Origin of the sequence: Pigmentiphaga sp. GD03639, assembly GCF_029845405.1 — a bacterium.
GTDB classification, from domain to species: Bacteria; Pseudomonadota; Gammaproteobacteria; order Burkholderiales; family Burkholderiaceae_B; genus Pigmentiphaga; species Pigmentiphaga daeguensis.
The window spans coordinates 228635-246058 of sequence record NZ_JAOCLR010000006.1 but is presented as its reverse complement, the minus strand read 5'-3'; the positions used below and the strand labels follow the sequence as shown (position 1 = coordinate 246058).

The window sequence follows — 17424 nt, the reverse complement described above, 5'->3', positions numbered from 1 at the left end:
GCTCAACGATCCGGAAGCGCGCCGCGATAAACCAGCTTCTCGGGATCCACCTTGCCGGCCGGATAGTGCTCGGAGGCAGCCACCCACTCCCAGCTTTTCTTCAGCAGACCGGGTTCGAGCGTGCCTATGCCGTCGCGCCGGCTAATGGCATTGTCGATCAGCGGCATGGAGGCCGTGAACTGGGCGGCGGCGATCGCCGGATCCACTTCGGCCGATGCCTTCTGCACCGCCTTGCCGGCCGCGGCCGGATCCTTGAGCGAAAACAGCACGGCCTTGTGGAAAGCCCGCAGGAAACGCCTGAGCACCTCGGGCCGCTGCTCGATTAGCTTGTTGGACGCCACCAGGACCGTCCCATAGGTCTGCAGGCCGAACGACGACCACGGCAGCACCTCGACCTCCTTGCCACGCGGGCGCAGCAGGGAATTGGCCAGCGGCGACTGGGTGCGGAAGCTGGAGATGGCATCGACCTTGCCGGACGCCAGCATGGGCATGAGTACATTGGCGTCCACCAGTTGCAGCTTGACCTGATCGATGGCGATGCCATTGCGTTCAAGGACGACAGGCATGAGCACGCGCGAGGCCGATAGCGCGGTGGCGGCTACCGGCCTGCCCTTGAGGTCCTGCAGTGTCTTGATGCCGCTGCCCTTGACGACGAAGAAGGAATCGGGCGCCTCGGTATAGAGCGAGTACACGACGCGCATGGGCATGGCCTCCTTGGCGGCCGCGCTCAGCACCGCCGACAGTCCCGAACTGGCGATATCGGCGGCTCCGGTGGCGACCTTGGTGAGCGCATCGGACGACCCTCGCCCGGACTGCACGGTCACCTCCAATCCCTCGGCGGCGAAGAATCCCTCGTGCACGCCCACGTAGAACGGCGCCTTGTCGCCCGAAGGCAGCCAGTCGATCTGCGCGACCACCTTGTCCGCTGCGGCGGCCGGTCCGGCCAGCATGACCGCCATCCCCCACGCCGCTAGTCCCCGCAACGTCAGACGCGCCACGTGCGCGCAAGCGCCTTTCCATCTTTCCGCGCGTTCCGCGCCGGTCGTTCCTGCCAGCATAGCCCTGCCCCTCGAAATGGTTGACTGCCGAAAGATCCTCGCCCGCTCGCCCATCCGCTTGGTCAGGGGCCCAATGGACGTTCGCCGGTAATGCTGACCCGCCACATCAACCGGCGGTAACGCTCCTTGTCGTAAGGCGTGGCGCGATGAAGCGTGCATCGGTTGTCCCAAACGACGAGGTCGCGCGGCTGCCAGGCATGGCGATAGAGGAAACGCTCCGCCGTGCACCAGGCAAGCAATTCCTGTACCAACGACAGGCCGTCCTCGTCGCCCAGACCTTCTATGGATTTGACCGTCTGGCCGCCGGGATAGAGCGACAGGGAACCATCGACCGGATGGCGGCGCACCAGCGGCTGCGATACGTCCGGCGCCCGCGCCCGCTGCTCGTCGGTCGGGACTGGCACTTTGCCAGCGAACACGGGGTTGCTGGCGCGATCGGTGATCATCTTCATGTACGAATGTTCGACACGCAGTGCCTTGAGCTCGCCGCGCCGCGCCTCGGACAGGCTTTCGTAGGCCAGGCGGGTATTGGCGAACTCCGTCGCCGCGCCTTCCGGCGGCACCTCCAGGCCATACAGAAAGGTGTAAGCAGTCGGTTTGGCGAAATAGGCCTGGTCCGTATGCCAGCCGTAGCCATCGGTCGACGAACCGATCGGCCGGCCGTTTTCGACGATGTTCGAGAGAATGTAGATGAAGGGATTGCCCGGCATGCAGAACTGGTCCAGCACGCTCGGCTCCAGGGGGCCGAGCCTGGCGGCCGCGGCCTGGATCGCCGCGGGCGACAATTGCTGATCACGAAAAATGATCACGCCGTGGCGGGCCAATTGCCGGGGCAGATCGGCGTAGAACGCATCGTCCGCGCTGGCCAGATCGACACCGTGCGCGACCGCTCCCAGCGGCGCGCCGGCAACCGATTCGTAATGCCATGCAATGGTGTTCACTTCGCAAGCTCCCAGGATGGGCCGAGGTATCGGCGAACCATCATCCTAGGAAGGCAAGCGCAATCTGAAAATCAGCAAATTCAGTGCGATGCGTTCGCTTTTTCAGTACACCTGGACGCACGCGGGCAAAGCTCGGCGCCTTCGGTCGCCGCACCTACACGAGTGCGTGCATGTGCTCCGCCAGGTAGTGCACGAAACGCGAAGTCGGCACCGATAAGGTGCGACCGCGACGCGCCAGCAGCACCAGTCGGCCCTTGGCCAGGGGCGGATCGGCCAGCGCGATGGCAACCAGCTCGCCGCGCTCCACCTCGGCCGCCACGCCAACCGCCAACTGAAAAAAAACGCCGCCGGACTGACGCGCGAACTGTCCCATCAACTCGAAACTGTCCGTTTGCAACGCCGGGTTGACCACGTGGCCCGATTGGCGCGCCAAGCTTTCGATCAGGTTGCGCCCGCCAGCCAGCGCGGAGTTGGTGAGAGCCAACGGATGGGCCAGGCAATCGCTCAAGTGCAGCGTCTTGCGGCGCGCGAGCGGATGACCAGGCGCCATGACGGCATGCAGCGGTGTCCTGACCTCTACCAGCCGGGTCAGCAAGGCGTTGGGAGGCGGATTGAACAACAGGCCGAGTTCGACCGTATCGTCCTGCAGCTCGTCGAAGGTACGCGCCGTCGTCCCCATGTTGACAGTGAACGATACGCCGGGATATTCATCGCGGAAGGCGGAGATAGCCCGCGACAGCAGTTCCCGGGTAGCGGTCTCGTGCGACGTGATGCGGATGTGGCCGCGCCGCAACCCACGCAAGCTGTCGAACTGGAAGCGCAACAATTCAAACTCGCGCTCCTGCTTGCGGATGTGGGCCAGCAGCAGCTCGCCTGCGGCGGTAGCTCGCATTCCACGCGGCAGACGCTCGAACAGCTCGACGCCCAACTCCTGTTCCAGATCCAGTAATTGCCGATTCAACGCTGACGCGGCCACGTGGACCTGCTCGGCCGCCTTGCGCAGCGATCCGGCGCGCGCAATGGCATCGACATAGACAAAAACACGGGGTAGCACGGGGGGCGTCCTTCGATCGGGGGCGGCGCGCGGCGCGCCAGGATGCCCCCGACTTTACCGTGGCGCGCCGGCCGCGGCGAGCCGTCAGGCCTGCGCGCTGGGCAGGGGCGAGCTTTCCGACAGGCGGATCATCTCCACCGCCAGCGCGGCCACGAGGCGATCCCGCTGGCCTCGGGCCGACGGTTCGTTCCACAGGTCCTCGACCTCGTACGGGTCGGCTTCCAGGTCGTAGAACTCGCACACCGCCGGGTCGTCCGACAGCGTCAGCCGGTAGCGGCCGTCGAACAGCGTGCGCACCTTGAAGCGGCGGGGCCGTCCGAACGCGTATTGCAAAGGCTCGCTTTCGACCACGATGCCGGCGCGTTCGGGGACCGACGCGGCCTCGCCGCGGATGGCCGGCAGCAGGTTCGCGCCTTGGATGCCGTTGAAGGGCGCCAGGCCCGCGCGCGCCAGGATGGTCTGCGCGATGTCTATCGTGCCTGCCACGTCGTCCACCACCGCGCCGCGCCTGGGTCCGGGCAGTTGCGGGTCGTGCCAGATGAACGGGACCTGGGTCACGCTGCGATAGTGCATGACGCCCTTGAGCGCGATGCCGTGGTCGCCCATCATCTCGCCGTGGTCGGAGGTAAAGATGACCACGGTGTCCTCGCGCAGTCCCAGCTCGTCCAGCTTGGCCAGCACCCGGCCGACGGAATCGTCCACCAGGCTGATCGAGCCGTAGGTCAGCGCGGTCACCTCGCGGCACTCGCGCTCGTTCAGGGCGAACGGTACGTAGGCCTCGCGCGAGGCGCCCGTGCGAGTGCGCTCGTGCACGGCCCGCAGCAGCGCCGGCATGTTCTCCTGGTGAAAGGACGGCGGCAGCGGAATGCCGGCCGGGTCGTACATGTCCCAGTACTTGCCGGGAGGCGTGAACGGGTGGTGCGGATCGGGAAACGAGCACTGGATGAAGAACGGCGCGTCATCGTCCCGCCGCGCGTGCCGGGCCAGCCACTCGCAGGTCTGCTCGGCCACGTAGGTCGAGGGATACAGTTCCACCGGCATGCGCGTGCGCCAGGCCTGCGGCGAATCGTAGCGGTCGTCGGGAATGGCGTTCTCGCGGCCGCGCAGGCTGTCCGGATCGGGATGCCGCTCGGCCAGCCAGCGCGCGTAGTCGCCTTGCACGCGGTCGCCGTGCAAGGTGCACAGGCGCACGTCGTCGAAGCCGTAGAACGGCGTCTGTACATGGAAGGACGGATCGGCCTTCCAGTACGGCGTCCACTCGTTGTCGTACTCGCGGCCGCGACGGTGATGCCGGTGCGCATCCTTCATCGCCTCGGAAGGCGGCGTGCCGCCGTTCAGGTTTTCCCAGCCGCGGATGGGCGGATTGTTGTAGCCGAAGTTCTGCAGGTGCGACTTGCCGATCAGCGCCGTGGCGTAGCCCGCGTCGCGCAGCAGCTCGACGAAGGTGACGTCCTCGCGCGACAGCGGGATGCCGTTGTGCAGCACACCGTGCAGCGAGGGCATGCGTCCGGTCATCAGCGTAGCCCGGTTGGACATGCAGGTGGGGCTGGCCACGTAGAACTGCGAGGCCCGCACCCCGTCGCGCGCCAGCGCGTCCAGGTGCGGCGTGCGCAGGATGGGATTGCCGTAGCAGCCCAGGTGATCGGCCCGCTGCTGGTCGGTCATGACCAGCAGGATGTTGGGCCGCTTGGAAGCGCGTGGATCCATGCGATCAATCGGCCGAGATGTTGAATTCCTTGACGATCTTGCCGTAGCTCTCGTACTCGGCCCTGGCCATGCGGGCGAGGTCCTCGGACGAACCGCCCAGCGGCACTTCCCACTGCTGCTTGAGCTTGGCGGCGGTGTCCGGCTGGCGCAGCACGGTGTTGAACTCCTGGTTCAGCTTCTCGACCACGGCGGGCGGCGTGCCCTTGGGCGCGAACACGCCGTACCAGGCGCCGGTCGCGGTGTTGGGGTAGCCCTGCTCGGCCAGCGTGGGCAGGTCGGGCATCAGCGGCGAACGCTCTTTCTCGGCCATGCCCAGGGCCACCAGGCGGCCGGCGGCGATGTGCTGTGCCACCACGCCGATGCTGGCGTAGGTGATCTTCACGTGGCCGCCCAGCACGTCGGCGATCGCCGGCGCCACGCCCTTGTAGGGCACGTGCAGCATGTCCACGCCGGCCGACTTCTTGAACAGTTCGCCGGCGATGTGCATGGGCGAGCCGCTGCCAGGCGTGGCGTAGGCCAGCCCCGGCTGCTTCTTCAGCAGCGCGACCAGCTCCTTGGCGTTCTTCACGCCCAGCGACGGATGGGCGACCATCATCATCGCGCCTTTGGACGGCGCGACGATGGGCACGAAGTCGTTCAGCACGTCCAGGTTCACGTTCGCGCCCTTGGGCAGCACGTGGGGAGCGATCAGGAAAGTGTTGGGCGCGAACAGCAGGGTATAGCCGTCGGCCGGCGCACGCGCGACGGCGGACGCCCCCATCATGCCGCTGACGCCCGGGCGGTTCTCGACGATGACGGACTGGTGCAGGCGTGCGGCCAGCTTCTCGCCCAGCATGCGCGCGCCGATGTCCGGCCCGCCGCCGGCGGGATAGCCGACGATGATGGTGATGGGCTTGGAGGGGAAATCGTTCCCTTGCGCATGCGCGGTCAGCGCGGCAAGCGGCAGACAGCCCAGGACCAGGGCGAATTTGCGGAGCAATGCGTACATAGGGGCACCTATCGGATACGAGGCGAACGCGAAGAAGGGCAGATTCTTCCCTGAAAATCGGCCGGCCTCCACCCCAATAACGCCTCATTAGGGCGCAATTCGTCCCGCCTGCCGATAAAATCGACGCTGCGCGATCGACGGAGGAAGAAGTGGATGTATTGAGCGAGGTCCTGTCCGGCTGCCGGGCCGACAGCGCCACGACCGGCCGCTTCACCCTGCATGCCCCGTGGTCGCTGGAATCCACCGGCCTGCAGGGCGCGATGTTCCGCATCGCCCGGGGCGCGCCCTACTGGATACAGCCCGAAGGCATGGCGCCCGTGCGGGTGCCGGCGGGCGACCTCGTCGTGCTGCCCCGCGGCGGCCGGCACATCATCTCGTCCGAGCCGGGACTCGCGCCCGTTCCCTTCGCCGAGGTGCTGGCGGCGCACGGCATGCGCGAGCGCGGGGAAAAGCCGCTGGTGTTCACCCACGGCGAAGGCGGCACGCCCACCGAACTCTTCACCACCATCGTCGACTACGGCCCCGTCGGGCAGAACACCGTGCTGCGCTTCCTGCCCGGCCTGATCCACCTGCGCGAGGACGACGTGAACCTGGCCTCGTGCCTGGCGCCCACCATGCGGCTGTTCATCGAGGAAAGCCTGAACCGCGAGCCGGGCTGGAAACTGTCGGCCGCGCGCATGGGAGACCTGCTGATGGTGCACGTGCTGCGCGCCTACCTGCTGCGGCACCGCGACACCGAGCCGAACTGGCTGCGCGGCCTGGCCGACCCCAAGATCGCGCAGGCGATCATGCTGATGCACCGCTGGCCCGAGAAACCCTGGACCCTGCCCTCGCTGGCCGACGAGGTCTGCATGTCGCGATCACGCTTCAGCGCGCGCTTCCGCGAACTGGTGGGCGTATCGCCGATCTCCTACCTGACGGCGCGCCGCATGGAGCGAGCCGCCGAACGGCTGCGGCTGGGATCGGTACGCCTGGCCGACGTGGCCGAACTGGTCGGCTACGGCTCGGAAAAGATATTCGCCCGCGCCTTCCGGCGCTGGGCCGGCGTGCCCCCCGGGGAATACGGGCGGCGCGCGGGCTGAGCCAATCAGGGCTGCCGCTGGCGGACGATCAGCACGTCGCAGGGCGTGTGCTGGATCAATTGTTCTGCCACGCTGCCGATGGCCGTGCGCAGTATTCCCGTGCGGCCGTGCGTGCCGACCACCAGCAGCTCGGTGGGATGGCGCGCCACGTAGTCGGGCAGCACGTCTTCGGGCAGGCCGTGCTCGATCTTCCATTCGATGTCGGGCCGGTTCAACAGCGCCGCGTTCCGTTTCATGAACTCGGTCACTTCGTTGTCGGCCTTCGCCCTTGCCTGCTCCACCACGGCCGCCTCGGCATGGGCGTTATGGGCGGAGAAGGCGTGGAACAACAGCGGGCGCGCATCCGGGAACAGCGTCAGGGCCGCTTGCAGCGCCTGGCGCGCCCCCTCGGAGAAATCGACGGCGGCGACGAAATCGCGATAATCGTGATGCGGGCGTTCGCGCACCACCAGGATGGGCTGGGCGGCCTCGCGCGCCAGCTTCTCGACCGTGGTGCCCAGCAGCAGGCGGCCCAGGGTCTCGTCGCGGGCCACCCCGGTGACGATGAGGTCGCAATGGCGTGCCTCGGCCGTCTTGCGGATGACCTCGACCGCATGCCCCGTTTCCAGCACCAGTTCGGCCTGGACGTCGACGCTGCCCAGGCCGGCCCGGAAGCGCCGCTCGGCGGCGTTGCGGTCGACCACCTGGCTGCGGCGGGCGGTCAGCACGTCGCCCAGCGACGTCTCGTTCACGCACACCGCGATCAGCTTGGCGCCGTGCTCGCGGGCCAGTTGCACGGCCCGGTCCTGGGCGCGGTCGCAGCGCGCGCTCAGGTCGGTGGCAAGCAGGATGCAACGCAGGTTTTCGGTGGAGGGTCCTTCCATGCTGATCTCCCTGGTGTGGCGGACGCGGCGGCGCGCGTGTTGCGGCCCGTTGGGCGGGCGAGGATCCGGAGGCGGGACGGGAAGACCGCGGATCGCGCGGCGTCCCCGTCGGACCTACGATACCAACGGAAGGCGACCCTGCCAATCACGATGACGCGCGAGGGGCCTCGCGCTCGGCCGTGGAACAGGCCTCGATGTAGTCCGCCAGGCGCCGCGCCGCCGCCGACAACGGCCGCCGCTCGTCATGAGCCAGCCACAAACCCATGGTCATGGGCGGCCCGCCGGGCGACAGCTCGGCCAGGAGGCCGGATTCCACGTCCTGCCGGACCGTCTTCGCCAGCACGCACCAGATGCCCACTCCCGCCGCCGTCAGTTCCCGCACCATCCCGGACTCGGTGGCGCGCGAGGCCACCGGCGTGCCGGCGATGCCCGCGGCTCGCAGCATGTCGGCCATGTGGATCGAGAAACCCGAACGGTGCGCGGCCCGCACGAACTTGTGCCGGGCCAGCTCCCGCGGCGGCACGGCGGCGCGTCCGGCCAGGGGATGCGAGGGTGCGGCAACCAGGGCGAAACGCTCGACGCCGATGGCCCGGCCGGCCACGCCCTCCTGCGGCCACCGGCTCAGGAAACAGGCCAGGTCGGCGGTGCCGTCGCGCAACTGCGCCAGGACTTCGTCCAGCGTGCCGGCCACCATGGCCAGCTCGTACTCGGGATGCTCCCGGGCGAAGCCGGCCAGCGCCGGCGGCAGCACCGAATTGGCCACCGGCCGCTGGCAGGCGAAGACGATGCGCCGTTCTCCGGCCCCGCGGCCGCCGCCCAGGTCCTCGGACAGCCGCGCCGCGTCGTCCAGCACCGCGCGGGCATGCGCCAGCACGCGCTCGCCCGCCTCGGTCAGCGTGGCGCGCCGGCCGCGCTGGCGCAGGAACAGGGCTGTTCCCGCCCTGCGCTCCAGGATCTGGATGTGCTGGCTGACCGACGGCTGGGCGATGTCCAGTTGCCGGGCGGCACCGGCGAAGCTGCCGGTCTCGGCCACCGCCACCAGCACCTCGAGTCCGCGCGGAGACAGGCTAATCATGCGTCCTCCGATAGGCCATTACCTATATCTCATATAGGGTACTGGCCCGTTGCCCCGGACCGCCCCCGACGATGATACTGCCTGGCTTCCAAGGCGCCGCCTCGCGGCGCCCATGACAACAGGAGGCATCCATGAAACGTTTGCTGGCCCCCGCGCTGGCCCTCGCGGCGCTGCTGGCCTGCGGCGCGCCCCAGGCCCAGTCCCGGCCCGACTTTCCGTCCAAGGGCGTGCACATCGTCAATCCCTTCCCGCCCGGCTCGCCGGTCGAGTACGTCGGCCGCCTGGTCGCGCAGAACCTGGAACAGGCCTGGGGCAAATACGTCGTCGTCGAAAGCCGCTCGGGCGCCGGCGGCACCGTGGGCGCCAACTACGTCGCCAAGGCGGCGCCCGACGGCCACACGCTGCTGGTCACCACGGCATCGCCCATTTCCTTCGCCGCCGCGCTGTACGAGAAGCTGCCCTACGACCCGGTCAAGGATCTCGCTCCCGTCTGGGGCATCGTCACGCCCGGACAGGTCGTGGTGGTCAACAGCCAGCTTCCGGTCCGCACGCTGGCCGAACTCGTGGCCTACGCCAAGGCCAACCCCGGCAAGCTGTCGTACGCCTCGTCGGGCATAGGCACCGTCCAGCATTTCGGCGGCGAGCTGTTCCAGGCCCGTACCGGCACCAAGATGGTCCACGTCCCCTACCGGGGCGGCGCTCCCGCCGCCACCGACCTGGCCGGTGGGCACGTGCAGGTCATGTTCGACTCGCTCACCAACCAGCTCCGCAACATCGAGGCCGGCAAGGTCTGGCCGCTGGCCATCCTGCGATCGCGGCGCGACAGCAAGCTGCCCGACGTGCCCACCGCCGCCGAGGCCGGCGTGTCCGGCGTCGAGGTCGTCAACTGGATCAGCCTGTTCGCGCCGGCCGGCACGCCCGCCGACGTGCTGCGCACGCTGCGCCAGACGGCGAAGTCCGTCATGGCGGCGCCGGACAACGTCGCCAAGCTGACCGAGACCTTCGGCGAGGCCCAGGTCCTGGACGGCGAGCAGCTCGCGCAGATGATCCCGACCGAGGCCCGCACCTACATCGAACTGGTCGAACACGCCGGCATCCCCAAGCAATGACCGCGGCCCCCGCCGCCCCACGCAGGAACCCCGCATGAAAATCGTCCGCGTCGAAACCATCCTGCTGACCATCGCGCTCAATCGCGACTATGGCGGCAGCGTCTACAGCGTGCCCCGCAAGAACGCCATCGTCACCCGCATCCATACCGACCAGGGCCTGGTCGGCCATTGCGTGAACGGCGAAGGCAACTTCGACGTCCATCGCCAGGCGCGCGAGATCGTCGACCGGGAACTGGCCCCGCTGCTGATCGGCCAGGACCCCACCGCCATCGAAACCCTGTGGTCGCGCATGTGGACATCCACCCATCGCGGCGGCCGCGACAAATGGGCTGCCGTGCGCGCCGTGGCCTGCGTGGACAGCGCGTTGTGGGACCTGCTCGGCAAGCGCGCCGGACTGCCCCTCTACCAATTGTGGGGCGGCGCGCGCCACGCGCTGCCCATCGTCGCCATCGGCGGCCAGTACCGCGAGGGCTACGCGCCGCAGGACTACGGCGCCGAGATGGAGGAATACCGCGCGCTGGGCCTGGCCGGCTGCAAGTTCAAGGTGGGCGGGCGCGAAGTCGAGGAAGACCTGGCGCGCACCCGCGCCGCGCGGCGCGCGGGCGGCGACGATTTCGTGCTGTTCGCCGATGCCAACCGTGCCTGGAGCCGCACCCAGGCCCTGGCCTTCTGCCGGCAGGCGGCCGACCTGGGCCTGCGCTGGTTCGAGGAGCCCTGCCACTGGGACGACGACCGGCGCGACCTGGCGCTGCTGCGCGCGCAGACGGGCATGCCCATCGCCGCCGGCCAGTCGGAGATCACCACCCAGGACTGCCGCGACCTGATGCTGGACGCCGCCATCGATGTCTGCAACCTGGACGCGAGCTGGGGCGGCGGCCCCACCGCCTGGCTGCGGGTGGCGCGAATGGCGGCGTGCTTCGGGGTGCAGATGGGCCACCACGGCGAGCCCATGGTGGGCTCGCACCTGCTGGCCGCGGTGGAGAACGGCACCTATGTCGAAACCCACCATCCCGACCGGGACCCGATCTTCCACCAGATGCTGATCGGACGCGGCGCGATAGCGAACGGGCACTACATGCTGCCCCAGGGGCCGGGCTGGGGCGTGGATTTCGATCCGGACTTCATCGAGCGGTACCGGACGGATTGAAGGCGGACGGGCCGACTCAAAACCGGTGGTTGATCCCGATCGCGAACGCCTGGTTGCCGGCCAGCGCATTGCCCACGTCGTTGGCGTTCCACACCTTGTAGAAGCCGGTGGGCGAGGTGTTGGACGCCTTGTTGTCGATGTAGGTGTAGGACGTGTACAGGCTGGTGCGCTTGGACAGGTCGTATACGTAGCCGATGGCGTACAGGCGCGCGTCATGGTTGTCGGCGGTGCGGTCGTTCTTGTTGATGAACGAGACGATGACGCGGCCGCGCGCGCCGGCGGGAATGCGCGCGCCCAGCAGCAGGTCCTCGGATTTGTCGTTGACCGTGCCGGGCACGATGGATCCGCGGTTGATGACGTAGTTGACGAAGGCGGTGGCCACGCCGAAGTCGTACTTGGCGCCGATGAAGGTCATCTTGGCGTCCTTGCCCGGGGCGACGGCATCGTTGGCCTTGGCGTAGGCGACCTTCATGCCGAACGGGCCCTTGGTGTAGCCCACCGAGGCGCCCAGTTGCGAGTTCGTGCTGCTGGAACCTGCGACCTCGCCCGGGGCATATGATAGCTCGCCATTGAAACCCGAGGCGTGGCCCAGGTAGTACTTGGCGACATTGTTGGCGCGATTGCTTCCGCCCTGGCCGCCGGCCGAGATCAGGCTGGCCGAGGTGCCGGTCATGCCGGTCGAGAAGGGATCGAACTCGACCTGCGCCATGGCCACGGTCGTGTACTGGCGGCCCAGCGTGAGGCGGCCCAGGCTGCCTTCGAGCCCGACCCAGGCCTGGCGGCCGAACAGCGTGCCGCCCTGGGCCGAACTGCCGTTATCGACGTTGACGCCGCCTTCCAGCATGAAGATGGCCTTGTTGCCCCCGCCCAGGTCCTCGCTGCCCATCAGGCCGAAACGCGAGCCGGACATGATGCCCGAGTTGAGCTTGTTGTTGGTGCCGGCGGCGTTGCCGCTGTCATGCAGGAAGCCCATGTCCACGATCCCGAACAAGGTGACGCTGGAGGTCTGGGCGAACAGGGGCGCACTGGCGCAGGTCGCCAGGAGAGCGGGCAGAAGTCGGGTGCGAAGCTTCATGACATTTCCTTCTGTGAGCACAGGGCTGGAAGAGAGGCGTTGCCGGCCAGGCGTGGGTGGCGGCCGGCAAACCGTGGGTGGCGAGCCGCGGAAGCCCGCGTCCCGCCGTGGATCACATGGCGCGGTCAGGCTCCGTAGCCGAACATCCTGGGCAGCCACAGCGACAGTCCCGGGAACAGCACCAGGAGCAGCAGGACGCCAACCAACAGGAAGCAGAACGGCCATATCGCGCGGTTGATCTGTCCGATGGGAACGCCCGATAGCGCCGACAGCACGAACAGGATCAATCCGTAGGGCGGCGAGATGATCGCGATCATGAAGTTCAGCGTCGCGACCACGCCGAAATGCACCAGGTCGATTCCCAAGGCATGGGCCGCGGGCAGCAGCACCGGCACCAGCACCAGCAGCATGACGGCGCCGTCGAGCACCGTGCCCAGCACCAGGAACATGAGGTTGACCAGCAGCAGGAACATCACGGGCGACAGGTCCAGGCCCATGACGTAGCCCGCCAGCGACTGGCTCAGCCCTTCCGAGGTGAAGGCGTAGTTGACGATGAAGGAGCTGAAGATCAGCAGCATCACCGCCGCCGACTGGCGCATGGATTGCACGAATACGGCGGCCAGGCCGCGCAGGCCGACGTTGCGGTAGACCAGCACGCCCAGCACCATGGCCCAGAAGGCCGCGACCGTGGCGGACTCGGTGGGCGTGAAAATGCCGGTCCAGATGCCCCCAAGCAGGATGACCGGCAGCGTCATGGGCACCGCGGTGCGCGCCAGCACGCCGGGCAGTTCGGACAGCGGCACCGCGCGGCCGCGCGGCAGGTCGTGGCGGCGCGCCATCCACACGATCATGGCCATCAGCGCGACGGTCATGATCAGCGCCGGCACGATGCCCGCCATGAACAGCGCGCCGATCGAGGCGCCGCTGATCAGCGCATAGATCACCATCGGGATCGACGGCGGCACCATGGGGGCGAGGCAGGACGCAGCCGCGGTGATCGCCACCGACAGGCCGCCGGGATAATTCCCGACCTTGCGCATCATGCGCGTGGCGACCATCCCGGCGCCGGCGGCCTCGCTCACCGCGCTGCCCGACAGGCTGGACATGACCAGGTTCATCAGGATGGTGACGTGGCCCATGCCGCCGCGAAAGCGGCCCACCAGGGCGTCGGCCGCGCCCCACAGCCGCTCGCTGATGGTGGCGGCGTTCATCACGTTGCCGGCCAGGATGAACATGGGCACGGCGATCAACACGGTCATCTCGAACGACGAATTCAGGGTCTGGTCGACGATGATGCCGAGGTCCTGGCCGCTTACCCACAGGTAGAGCACGCCGGAACAGAACATGATCAGCACGACCGGGAAGCGCAGCACGGCGCCCAGGACGACGACGGCGCACAGCGCCAGGAATGCGGTGCTCATGGAACGATCAGCCGAGGATGTTGGAGTTTTCTTCAGGCGCGTCGTCAGCAACGCGCTCGCGCCAGTCCGGCCGCAACAGCTGCCAGAACTGGATGACGGCACGCACGATGACGGCCACCCAATAGACGACGAAGCAGCTGAACACCGCATCGAGACGCCAATCGAGCACCGAGGTACGCTCGCGCCACAGGAAGGCGACGTAGTCGTAGATGGTGGGCAGGGAGGCGAGGAAGGTCACGCCGATGGCCAGTGACGCCAGCAGCCCTATGCCTCGCCGGCCGCGCGGTCCGCACAGGTCGTAGACCACGTCGAACCGCACCTGCTCGCGATCGGACAGCAGCAGGCCGTCGGTCAACAGCACGACCCACAGCAGCAGCACCATCGCCAGCTCGTCCGTCCAGACCAGCGGCATGGAGAACACGTAGCGCATCACGATGCCCAGCAGCGAAATCCCGAAGATCGCCACGAAGGCCAGCGTACACAGCGCTTCCATGCCTCGCTGCAGGCGAACGAACCCTTTCCGGTACATGGCTGCCTACCTCACCGCTTCGATTTTTTCCTTCAGTCCCTTGGGCCACTTGGCGGCAATGCCCGCCTGCGCGTACTCCTTGTCGACGCTCGCGCGGAAAGCAGCCAGGTCCGGCGTCTGTATCGTCAGGCCCTTGCTCTTGAAGAAATCCACGATCTCGGCTTCTTCCTTGATGCGGCCCTGGTCGTTGTAGTCGGCGGCCAGGCGGGCGGCCTGGCGTACGGCCTGCTGGCCGGCGGCGTCGATCTGGTCCCACTTCTTCTTGGCCATGGTCAGGAACACCGGCTGCACCAGGTGGCTGGTCAGCACGATGGTCTTGGTGACTTCCTGGAAGTTGTTCGCCTTGGTGATGGGCAGCGGATTTTCCTGGCCATCGATGGCGCCGGTCTTCAAGGCCAGGTAGACCTCGGACACCGCCATGGGAGTGGGCGTGACGCCCAGGCCCTTGCCGAGCGCGACCCAGCCGGGGCCGCCCGGCACGCGCAGCTTGATGCCGGACAGGTCGGCCGGCGTCTTCACGGCGCGGCCGTCGCGCAGGTTGACCTGGCGCGTGCCCAGGTACATGGGCTCGATGATCTGCAGCTCCATCTTCCTGGCCACCTCGGCGAAGTAGGCCTTGCCGATATCGCTGTCGAACACCTTGCGGGCATGCGCGTAGTCACGGAACAGGTAGCCCGACGAGAACACCGAGAACTCGGGAATCTGCTGTTCGACCTCGAACGTGGTCATCGTGCTCATCTCGAGGTTGCCGCGCTGCAGGGCGGGTACCTCCGTTCCCTGGCGAAACAGCGAGCTGCCGGTGTAGACCTCGACCGCGAACTTGCCCGGGGCCAGTTTCTCGAGCTGTTCCTTGAACACGCGCAGGCCGCCCGAGAGCCAGTCGGTGTCGGCCGCCGCCGACGACACGCGCAGCTTGATGGGATCGGCGGCCAGCGCGAGCGCCGGCGCCAGCGCCGCCGCAAGGCCCAGCGCGCCGGCGATCTTGGTGAAGGTCCTCTTGTCCATGGTCATGATTCCTCTGAAGTCGGGTAAAAAGGGGCCCGCCTCCCCCTTCGGGGTGGCACGGAACGCCTGGATGCGGGGTTGCGCGGCCGCCGGCCGCAGCCGTACTAGGGCATGTGTTCAAAAAAGTGCCGCACGGAATCGGCCAGCGCATGGCTGGGTGCCCAACCCAGTTCGCGGCGCGCGGCGGAGATGTCCGAAGGCGTATGGCGTATGTGCGGAAAACCGGCGAATCCGCCCTTGGGCGTGACCGCCAGGCGCACGCGCAGCCCGGGGTGCGCCGCGCGGACCGCATCGACGAAGTCATCGAAACGATGCAGCGCGCCGCTGCCTATGGTGTAGACGCCCTGTGCCGGCTCGCGCGCATCGAGCGCGGCGACGTTGGCCCGGGCGCAATCGCGGGCATCGACGAATTCATCGCCCCCCTCCCAGACCAGCAGCGGATCGTCGATCACCGCCTCGCGGCCGGCACGGGCCGCTTCGAGCAAGGTGGCCAGCAGCTTGCCGGGCACCGAGGTGCCAGGACCGGACCATCCGCCCAGCACGGCGGCATAGCGCAACGCGACCACGTCCAGCGCATGGAGATCGCGGTACAGCAGGCCGAAGTATTCGGCGGCGACCTTGGTGCCCGCATAGATCGACGCCGGCCGATGAGCGAGCATGCGCATGGGGTAGTCCTCGGGGAAGGCCGGACCGGCGAAATCGCCGAACGCCGGGTAGTGGACGGTGGTGGAGCTGGCCAGCACGACGCGCTTGAACGCCAGGCGACGGGCAAGCTCGAGGATGTTGGCGGTCCCCATCACGTTGACGCGGATACCGTCGAGCGGCGATCGGCGGATGGCATTGGACAGCAGGGCGGCGGTATGCACGACCCGGTCGACGCCTTCCTGCTCGGCCACGCGCGCCAGATGATCCAGGTCGGTCACGTCGCCGGTTACGACCGAGGCCCGCGAATCGTCCACGATGGAGGCAATCGCGCCGGGAATGGGGCAGGCGTCGTAGAGCACGACCCGTTCGCCCCGCTCCGCCAGCAGACGGGCGGTATGGCAGCCGATCAGTCCCGCGCCGGTAATCAGGATGGCCATGGAATTCGCCGTTGGATATTGCTTATGCGGCGCATTCTATCCATCGAATTTTTTGCAGTAAATATAAATTCCTTATTAATTTACATTTTAAAGGGAAATCCCCTAAGGGTCCCGCAAGCGCTGCAAAGCTCGCGGCACGAGGAATCTGGCGTGTTTCGCCAGCGAATCGAAGCAATGGACTTCGGCCCGGGAATGAAAGAATTTATAATTTCCTTCATACCCAACGGCGCGGCCAGGCAGGAAACGGCGCGCCCTTTCCAGGCAAATCTTCAGACACCATGGCCCAGGCACCCAAGCGTACGATCTCGGAAGTCGCCCACGAGCGCATGCGTACCGACATCATTTCCGGCGAGCTGGCTCCGGGAGAAAAGCTCAAGCTGGCCGATCTCCAGAAGCGCTACGATCTGGGCCTGAGTCCCATCCGCGAGGCCTTGCTGCAGCTGTCGGGCGAAGGCCTGGTCAACAACGAAGGCCAGCGCGGCTTCCGCGTGGCGCCGCTGTCGCGGGCGGACCTGGACGACCTCATGTCGGCGCGCATCGCCATCGAAAGCATGCTGTTCGAGGACGCCATCGCCCATGGCGACGACAACTGGGGCGCCGCCGTCACCTCCGCCTGGTACAAGCTTTCGAAGGCGCCCTTGCCCAACAGTCCGTCCGAACACGATGGCGCCGACTACTGGGAAGCCGCGCACCGCGAATTCCACCGGGCGCTGCTGTCGGCGGCCAGGTCCAAATGGCTGCTGCGGATCAACGAGCAACTGGTCAACCATTCCGAGCGCTATCGGCGCATCCGCCTGGTCCATCCGTTGTCGCAGCGCCAACTGGCGCAGGACGTGATCAGCGAGCACGAGGCCATCATGAAGGCCGCGCTGTCGGGACATGCCTCCAAGGCCGTGGCGCTGCTCAAGCTGCACCTGATGCGCACGACCGAGGTCCTGGCCGAGCGTTTCGCCTCGGATCACTGACCGCCGTACCGGCATGAAATCCGGGAACCATTTCCGTTCCTGATTTTCAACCCGGCCGCGAGGCCGCTTCCTATGATGGCCTGACTAGAACAGCACATAGGAGGCAGTCATGACACTCTCATCGGCCGGCCGGCGCGACATGTTGCGCATGACTCGCCAGGGTCCGCTCCAACTGACGCGCGGCCGACAGCAGCGAGGTCGCATGGCGGTACAGCGCCTCGCCCGCCGCCGTCGGCTCGACGCCCCGGCCGGTCCGCCGCAGCAACGCCACGCCATGCTCGCGCTCGAGCTCCGCCAGCCGCTTGCTCACGGCACTCCTCTCC

At 67.5% G+C, this 17424-nt stretch carries 17 protein-coding genes; 4 read left to right on the top strand and 13 right to left on the bottom strand.

Annotated elements, in window-relative coordinates:
* Nucleotides 1–2: 2 nt before the first annotated feature.
* From N5K27_RS09230 to N5K27_RS09210, 5 genes are all read right to left on the bottom strand, one after another.
* A complete protein-coding gene (locus tag N5K27_RS09230) occupies nucleotides 3–959 on the bottom strand; it encodes an ABC transporter substrate-binding protein (RefSeq protein ID WP_165963345.1) in 957 nt (318 codons plus the stop codon).
* A 161-nt stretch (nucleotides 960–1120) separates the two neighbouring features.
* Nucleotides 1121–1999, bottom strand: coding sequence for a TauD/TfdA family dioxygenase (locus tag N5K27_RS09225; protein WP_165963344.1), 879 nt, complete (start codon nucleotides 1997–1999; stop codon nucleotides 1121–1123).
* A 154-nt stretch (nucleotides 2000–2153) separates the two neighbouring features.
* Nucleotides 2154–3053: a LysR family transcriptional regulator gene (locus tag N5K27_RS09220; RefSeq protein WP_132980613.1), complete on the bottom strand. Its 900-nt coding sequence runs from the start codon at nucleotides 3051–3053 to the stop codon at nucleotides 2154–2156.
* Between the two features lie 84 nt (nucleotides 3054–3137).
* Complete coding sequence (locus tag N5K27_RS09215; RefSeq protein ID WP_279815894.1) at nucleotides 3138–4760, bottom strand: sulfatase-like hydrolase/transferase; 1623 nt, start codon at nucleotides 4758–4760, stop codon at nucleotides 3138–3140.
* Between the two features lie 4 nt (nucleotides 4761–4764).
* Complete coding sequence (locus tag N5K27_RS09210; protein ID WP_279815892.1) at nucleotides 4765–5748, bottom strand: tripartite tricarboxylate transporter substrate binding protein; 984 nt, start codon at nucleotides 5746–5748, stop codon at nucleotides 4765–4767.
* A gap of 149 nt (nucleotides 5749–5897) precedes the next feature.
* On the opposite strand from N5K27_RS09210, the gene N5K27_RS09205 reads away from it, so the two are divergent.
* Entirely contained in the window at nucleotides 5898–6830 is a 933-nt protein-coding gene (locus N5K27_RS09205) for an AraC family transcriptional regulator (RefSeq protein ID WP_087838561.1), read from the top strand.
* Nucleotides 6831–6835: 5 nt separating this feature from the next.
* Here the strand turns inward: N5K27_RS09205 and N5K27_RS09200 are convergent, their stop codons facing one another.
* Entirely contained in the window at nucleotides 6836–7693 is an 858-nt protein-coding gene (locus tag N5K27_RS09200) for a universal stress protein (RefSeq protein WP_279815890.1), read from the bottom strand.
* Nucleotides 7694–7838: 145 nt separating this feature from the next.
* Nucleotides 7839–8768: a LysR family transcriptional regulator gene (locus tag N5K27_RS09195; RefSeq protein ID WP_279815888.1), complete on the bottom strand. Its 930-nt coding sequence runs from the start codon at nucleotides 8766–8768 to the stop codon at nucleotides 7839–7841.
* A gap of 131 nt (nucleotides 8769–8899) precedes the next feature.
* Here N5K27_RS09195 and N5K27_RS09190 point away from each other — a divergent pair, with 131 nt between their 5' ends.
* Both N5K27_RS09190 and N5K27_RS09185 read left to right on the top strand, forming a co-directional pair.
* Entirely contained in the window at nucleotides 8900–9877 is a 978-nt protein-coding gene (locus tag N5K27_RS09190) for a tripartite tricarboxylate transporter substrate binding protein (protein ID WP_279815886.1), read from the top strand.
* Between the two features lie 34 nt (nucleotides 9878–9911).
* The gene (locus N5K27_RS09185; protein ID WP_279815885.1) at nucleotides 9912–11024 is read left to right on the top strand and encodes a mandelate racemase/muconate lactonizing enzyme family protein; all 1113 of its coding nucleotides are present in this window, start codon (nucleotides 9912–9914) and stop codon (nucleotides 11022–11024) included.
* A gap of 16 nt (nucleotides 11025–11040) precedes the next feature.
* On the opposite strand, the gene N5K27_RS09180 is transcribed toward N5K27_RS09185, so the two are convergent.
* From N5K27_RS09180 to N5K27_RS09160, 5 genes are all read right to left on the bottom strand, one after another.
* Nucleotides 11041–12099, bottom strand: coding sequence for a porin (locus tag N5K27_RS09180; RefSeq protein ID WP_279815883.1), 1059 nt, complete (start codon nucleotides 12097–12099; stop codon nucleotides 11041–11043).
* 125 nt (nucleotides 12100–12224) lie between these two features.
* Nucleotides 12225–13520 (bottom strand): TRAP transporter large permease, encoded by a 1296-nt coding sequence (locus N5K27_RS09175; RefSeq protein ID WP_279815882.1) that lies wholly within the window; start codon nucleotides 13518–13520, stop codon nucleotides 12225–12227.
* A gap of 7 nt (nucleotides 13521–13527) precedes the next feature.
* Nucleotides 13528–14013 (bottom strand): TRAP transporter small permease subunit, encoded by a 486-nt coding sequence (locus tag N5K27_RS09170; protein WP_158213437.1) that lies wholly within the window; start codon nucleotides 14011–14013, stop codon nucleotides 13528–13530.
* A gap of 42 nt (nucleotides 14014–14055) precedes the next feature.
* Nucleotides 14056–15054 carry a TRAP transporter substrate-binding protein DctP gene (gene dctP, locus N5K27_RS09165; RefSeq protein ID WP_165963342.1) on the bottom strand — a complete coding sequence of 333 codons (999 nt, stop codon included), beginning with the start codon at nucleotides 15052–15054 and terminating at the stop codon, nucleotides 14056–14058.
* 104 nt (nucleotides 15055–15158) lie between these two features.
* Nucleotides 15159–16136, bottom strand: a complete 978-nt coding sequence (locus N5K27_RS09160; RefSeq protein WP_087838569.1) for an NAD(P)-dependent oxidoreductase — start codon at nucleotides 16134–16136, stop codon at nucleotides 15159–15161.
* A gap of 278 nt (nucleotides 16137–16414) precedes the next feature.
* On the opposite strand from N5K27_RS09160, the gene N5K27_RS09155 reads away from it, so the two are divergent.
* Nucleotides 16415–17101 carry an FCD domain-containing protein gene (locus N5K27_RS09155; RefSeq protein ID WP_279815875.1) on the top strand — a complete coding sequence of 229 codons (687 nt, stop codon included), beginning with the start codon at nucleotides 16415–16417 and terminating at the stop codon, nucleotides 17099–17101.
* 118 nt (nucleotides 17102–17219) lie between these two features.
* Here the strand turns inward: N5K27_RS09155 and N5K27_RS09150 are convergent, their stop codons facing one another.
* Nucleotides 17220–17411: a LysR family transcriptional regulator gene (locus N5K27_RS09150; protein ID WP_176400714.1), complete on the bottom strand. Its 192-nt coding sequence runs from the start codon at nucleotides 17409–17411 to the stop codon at nucleotides 17220–17222.
* Nucleotides 17412–17424: the final 13 nt, after the last annotated feature.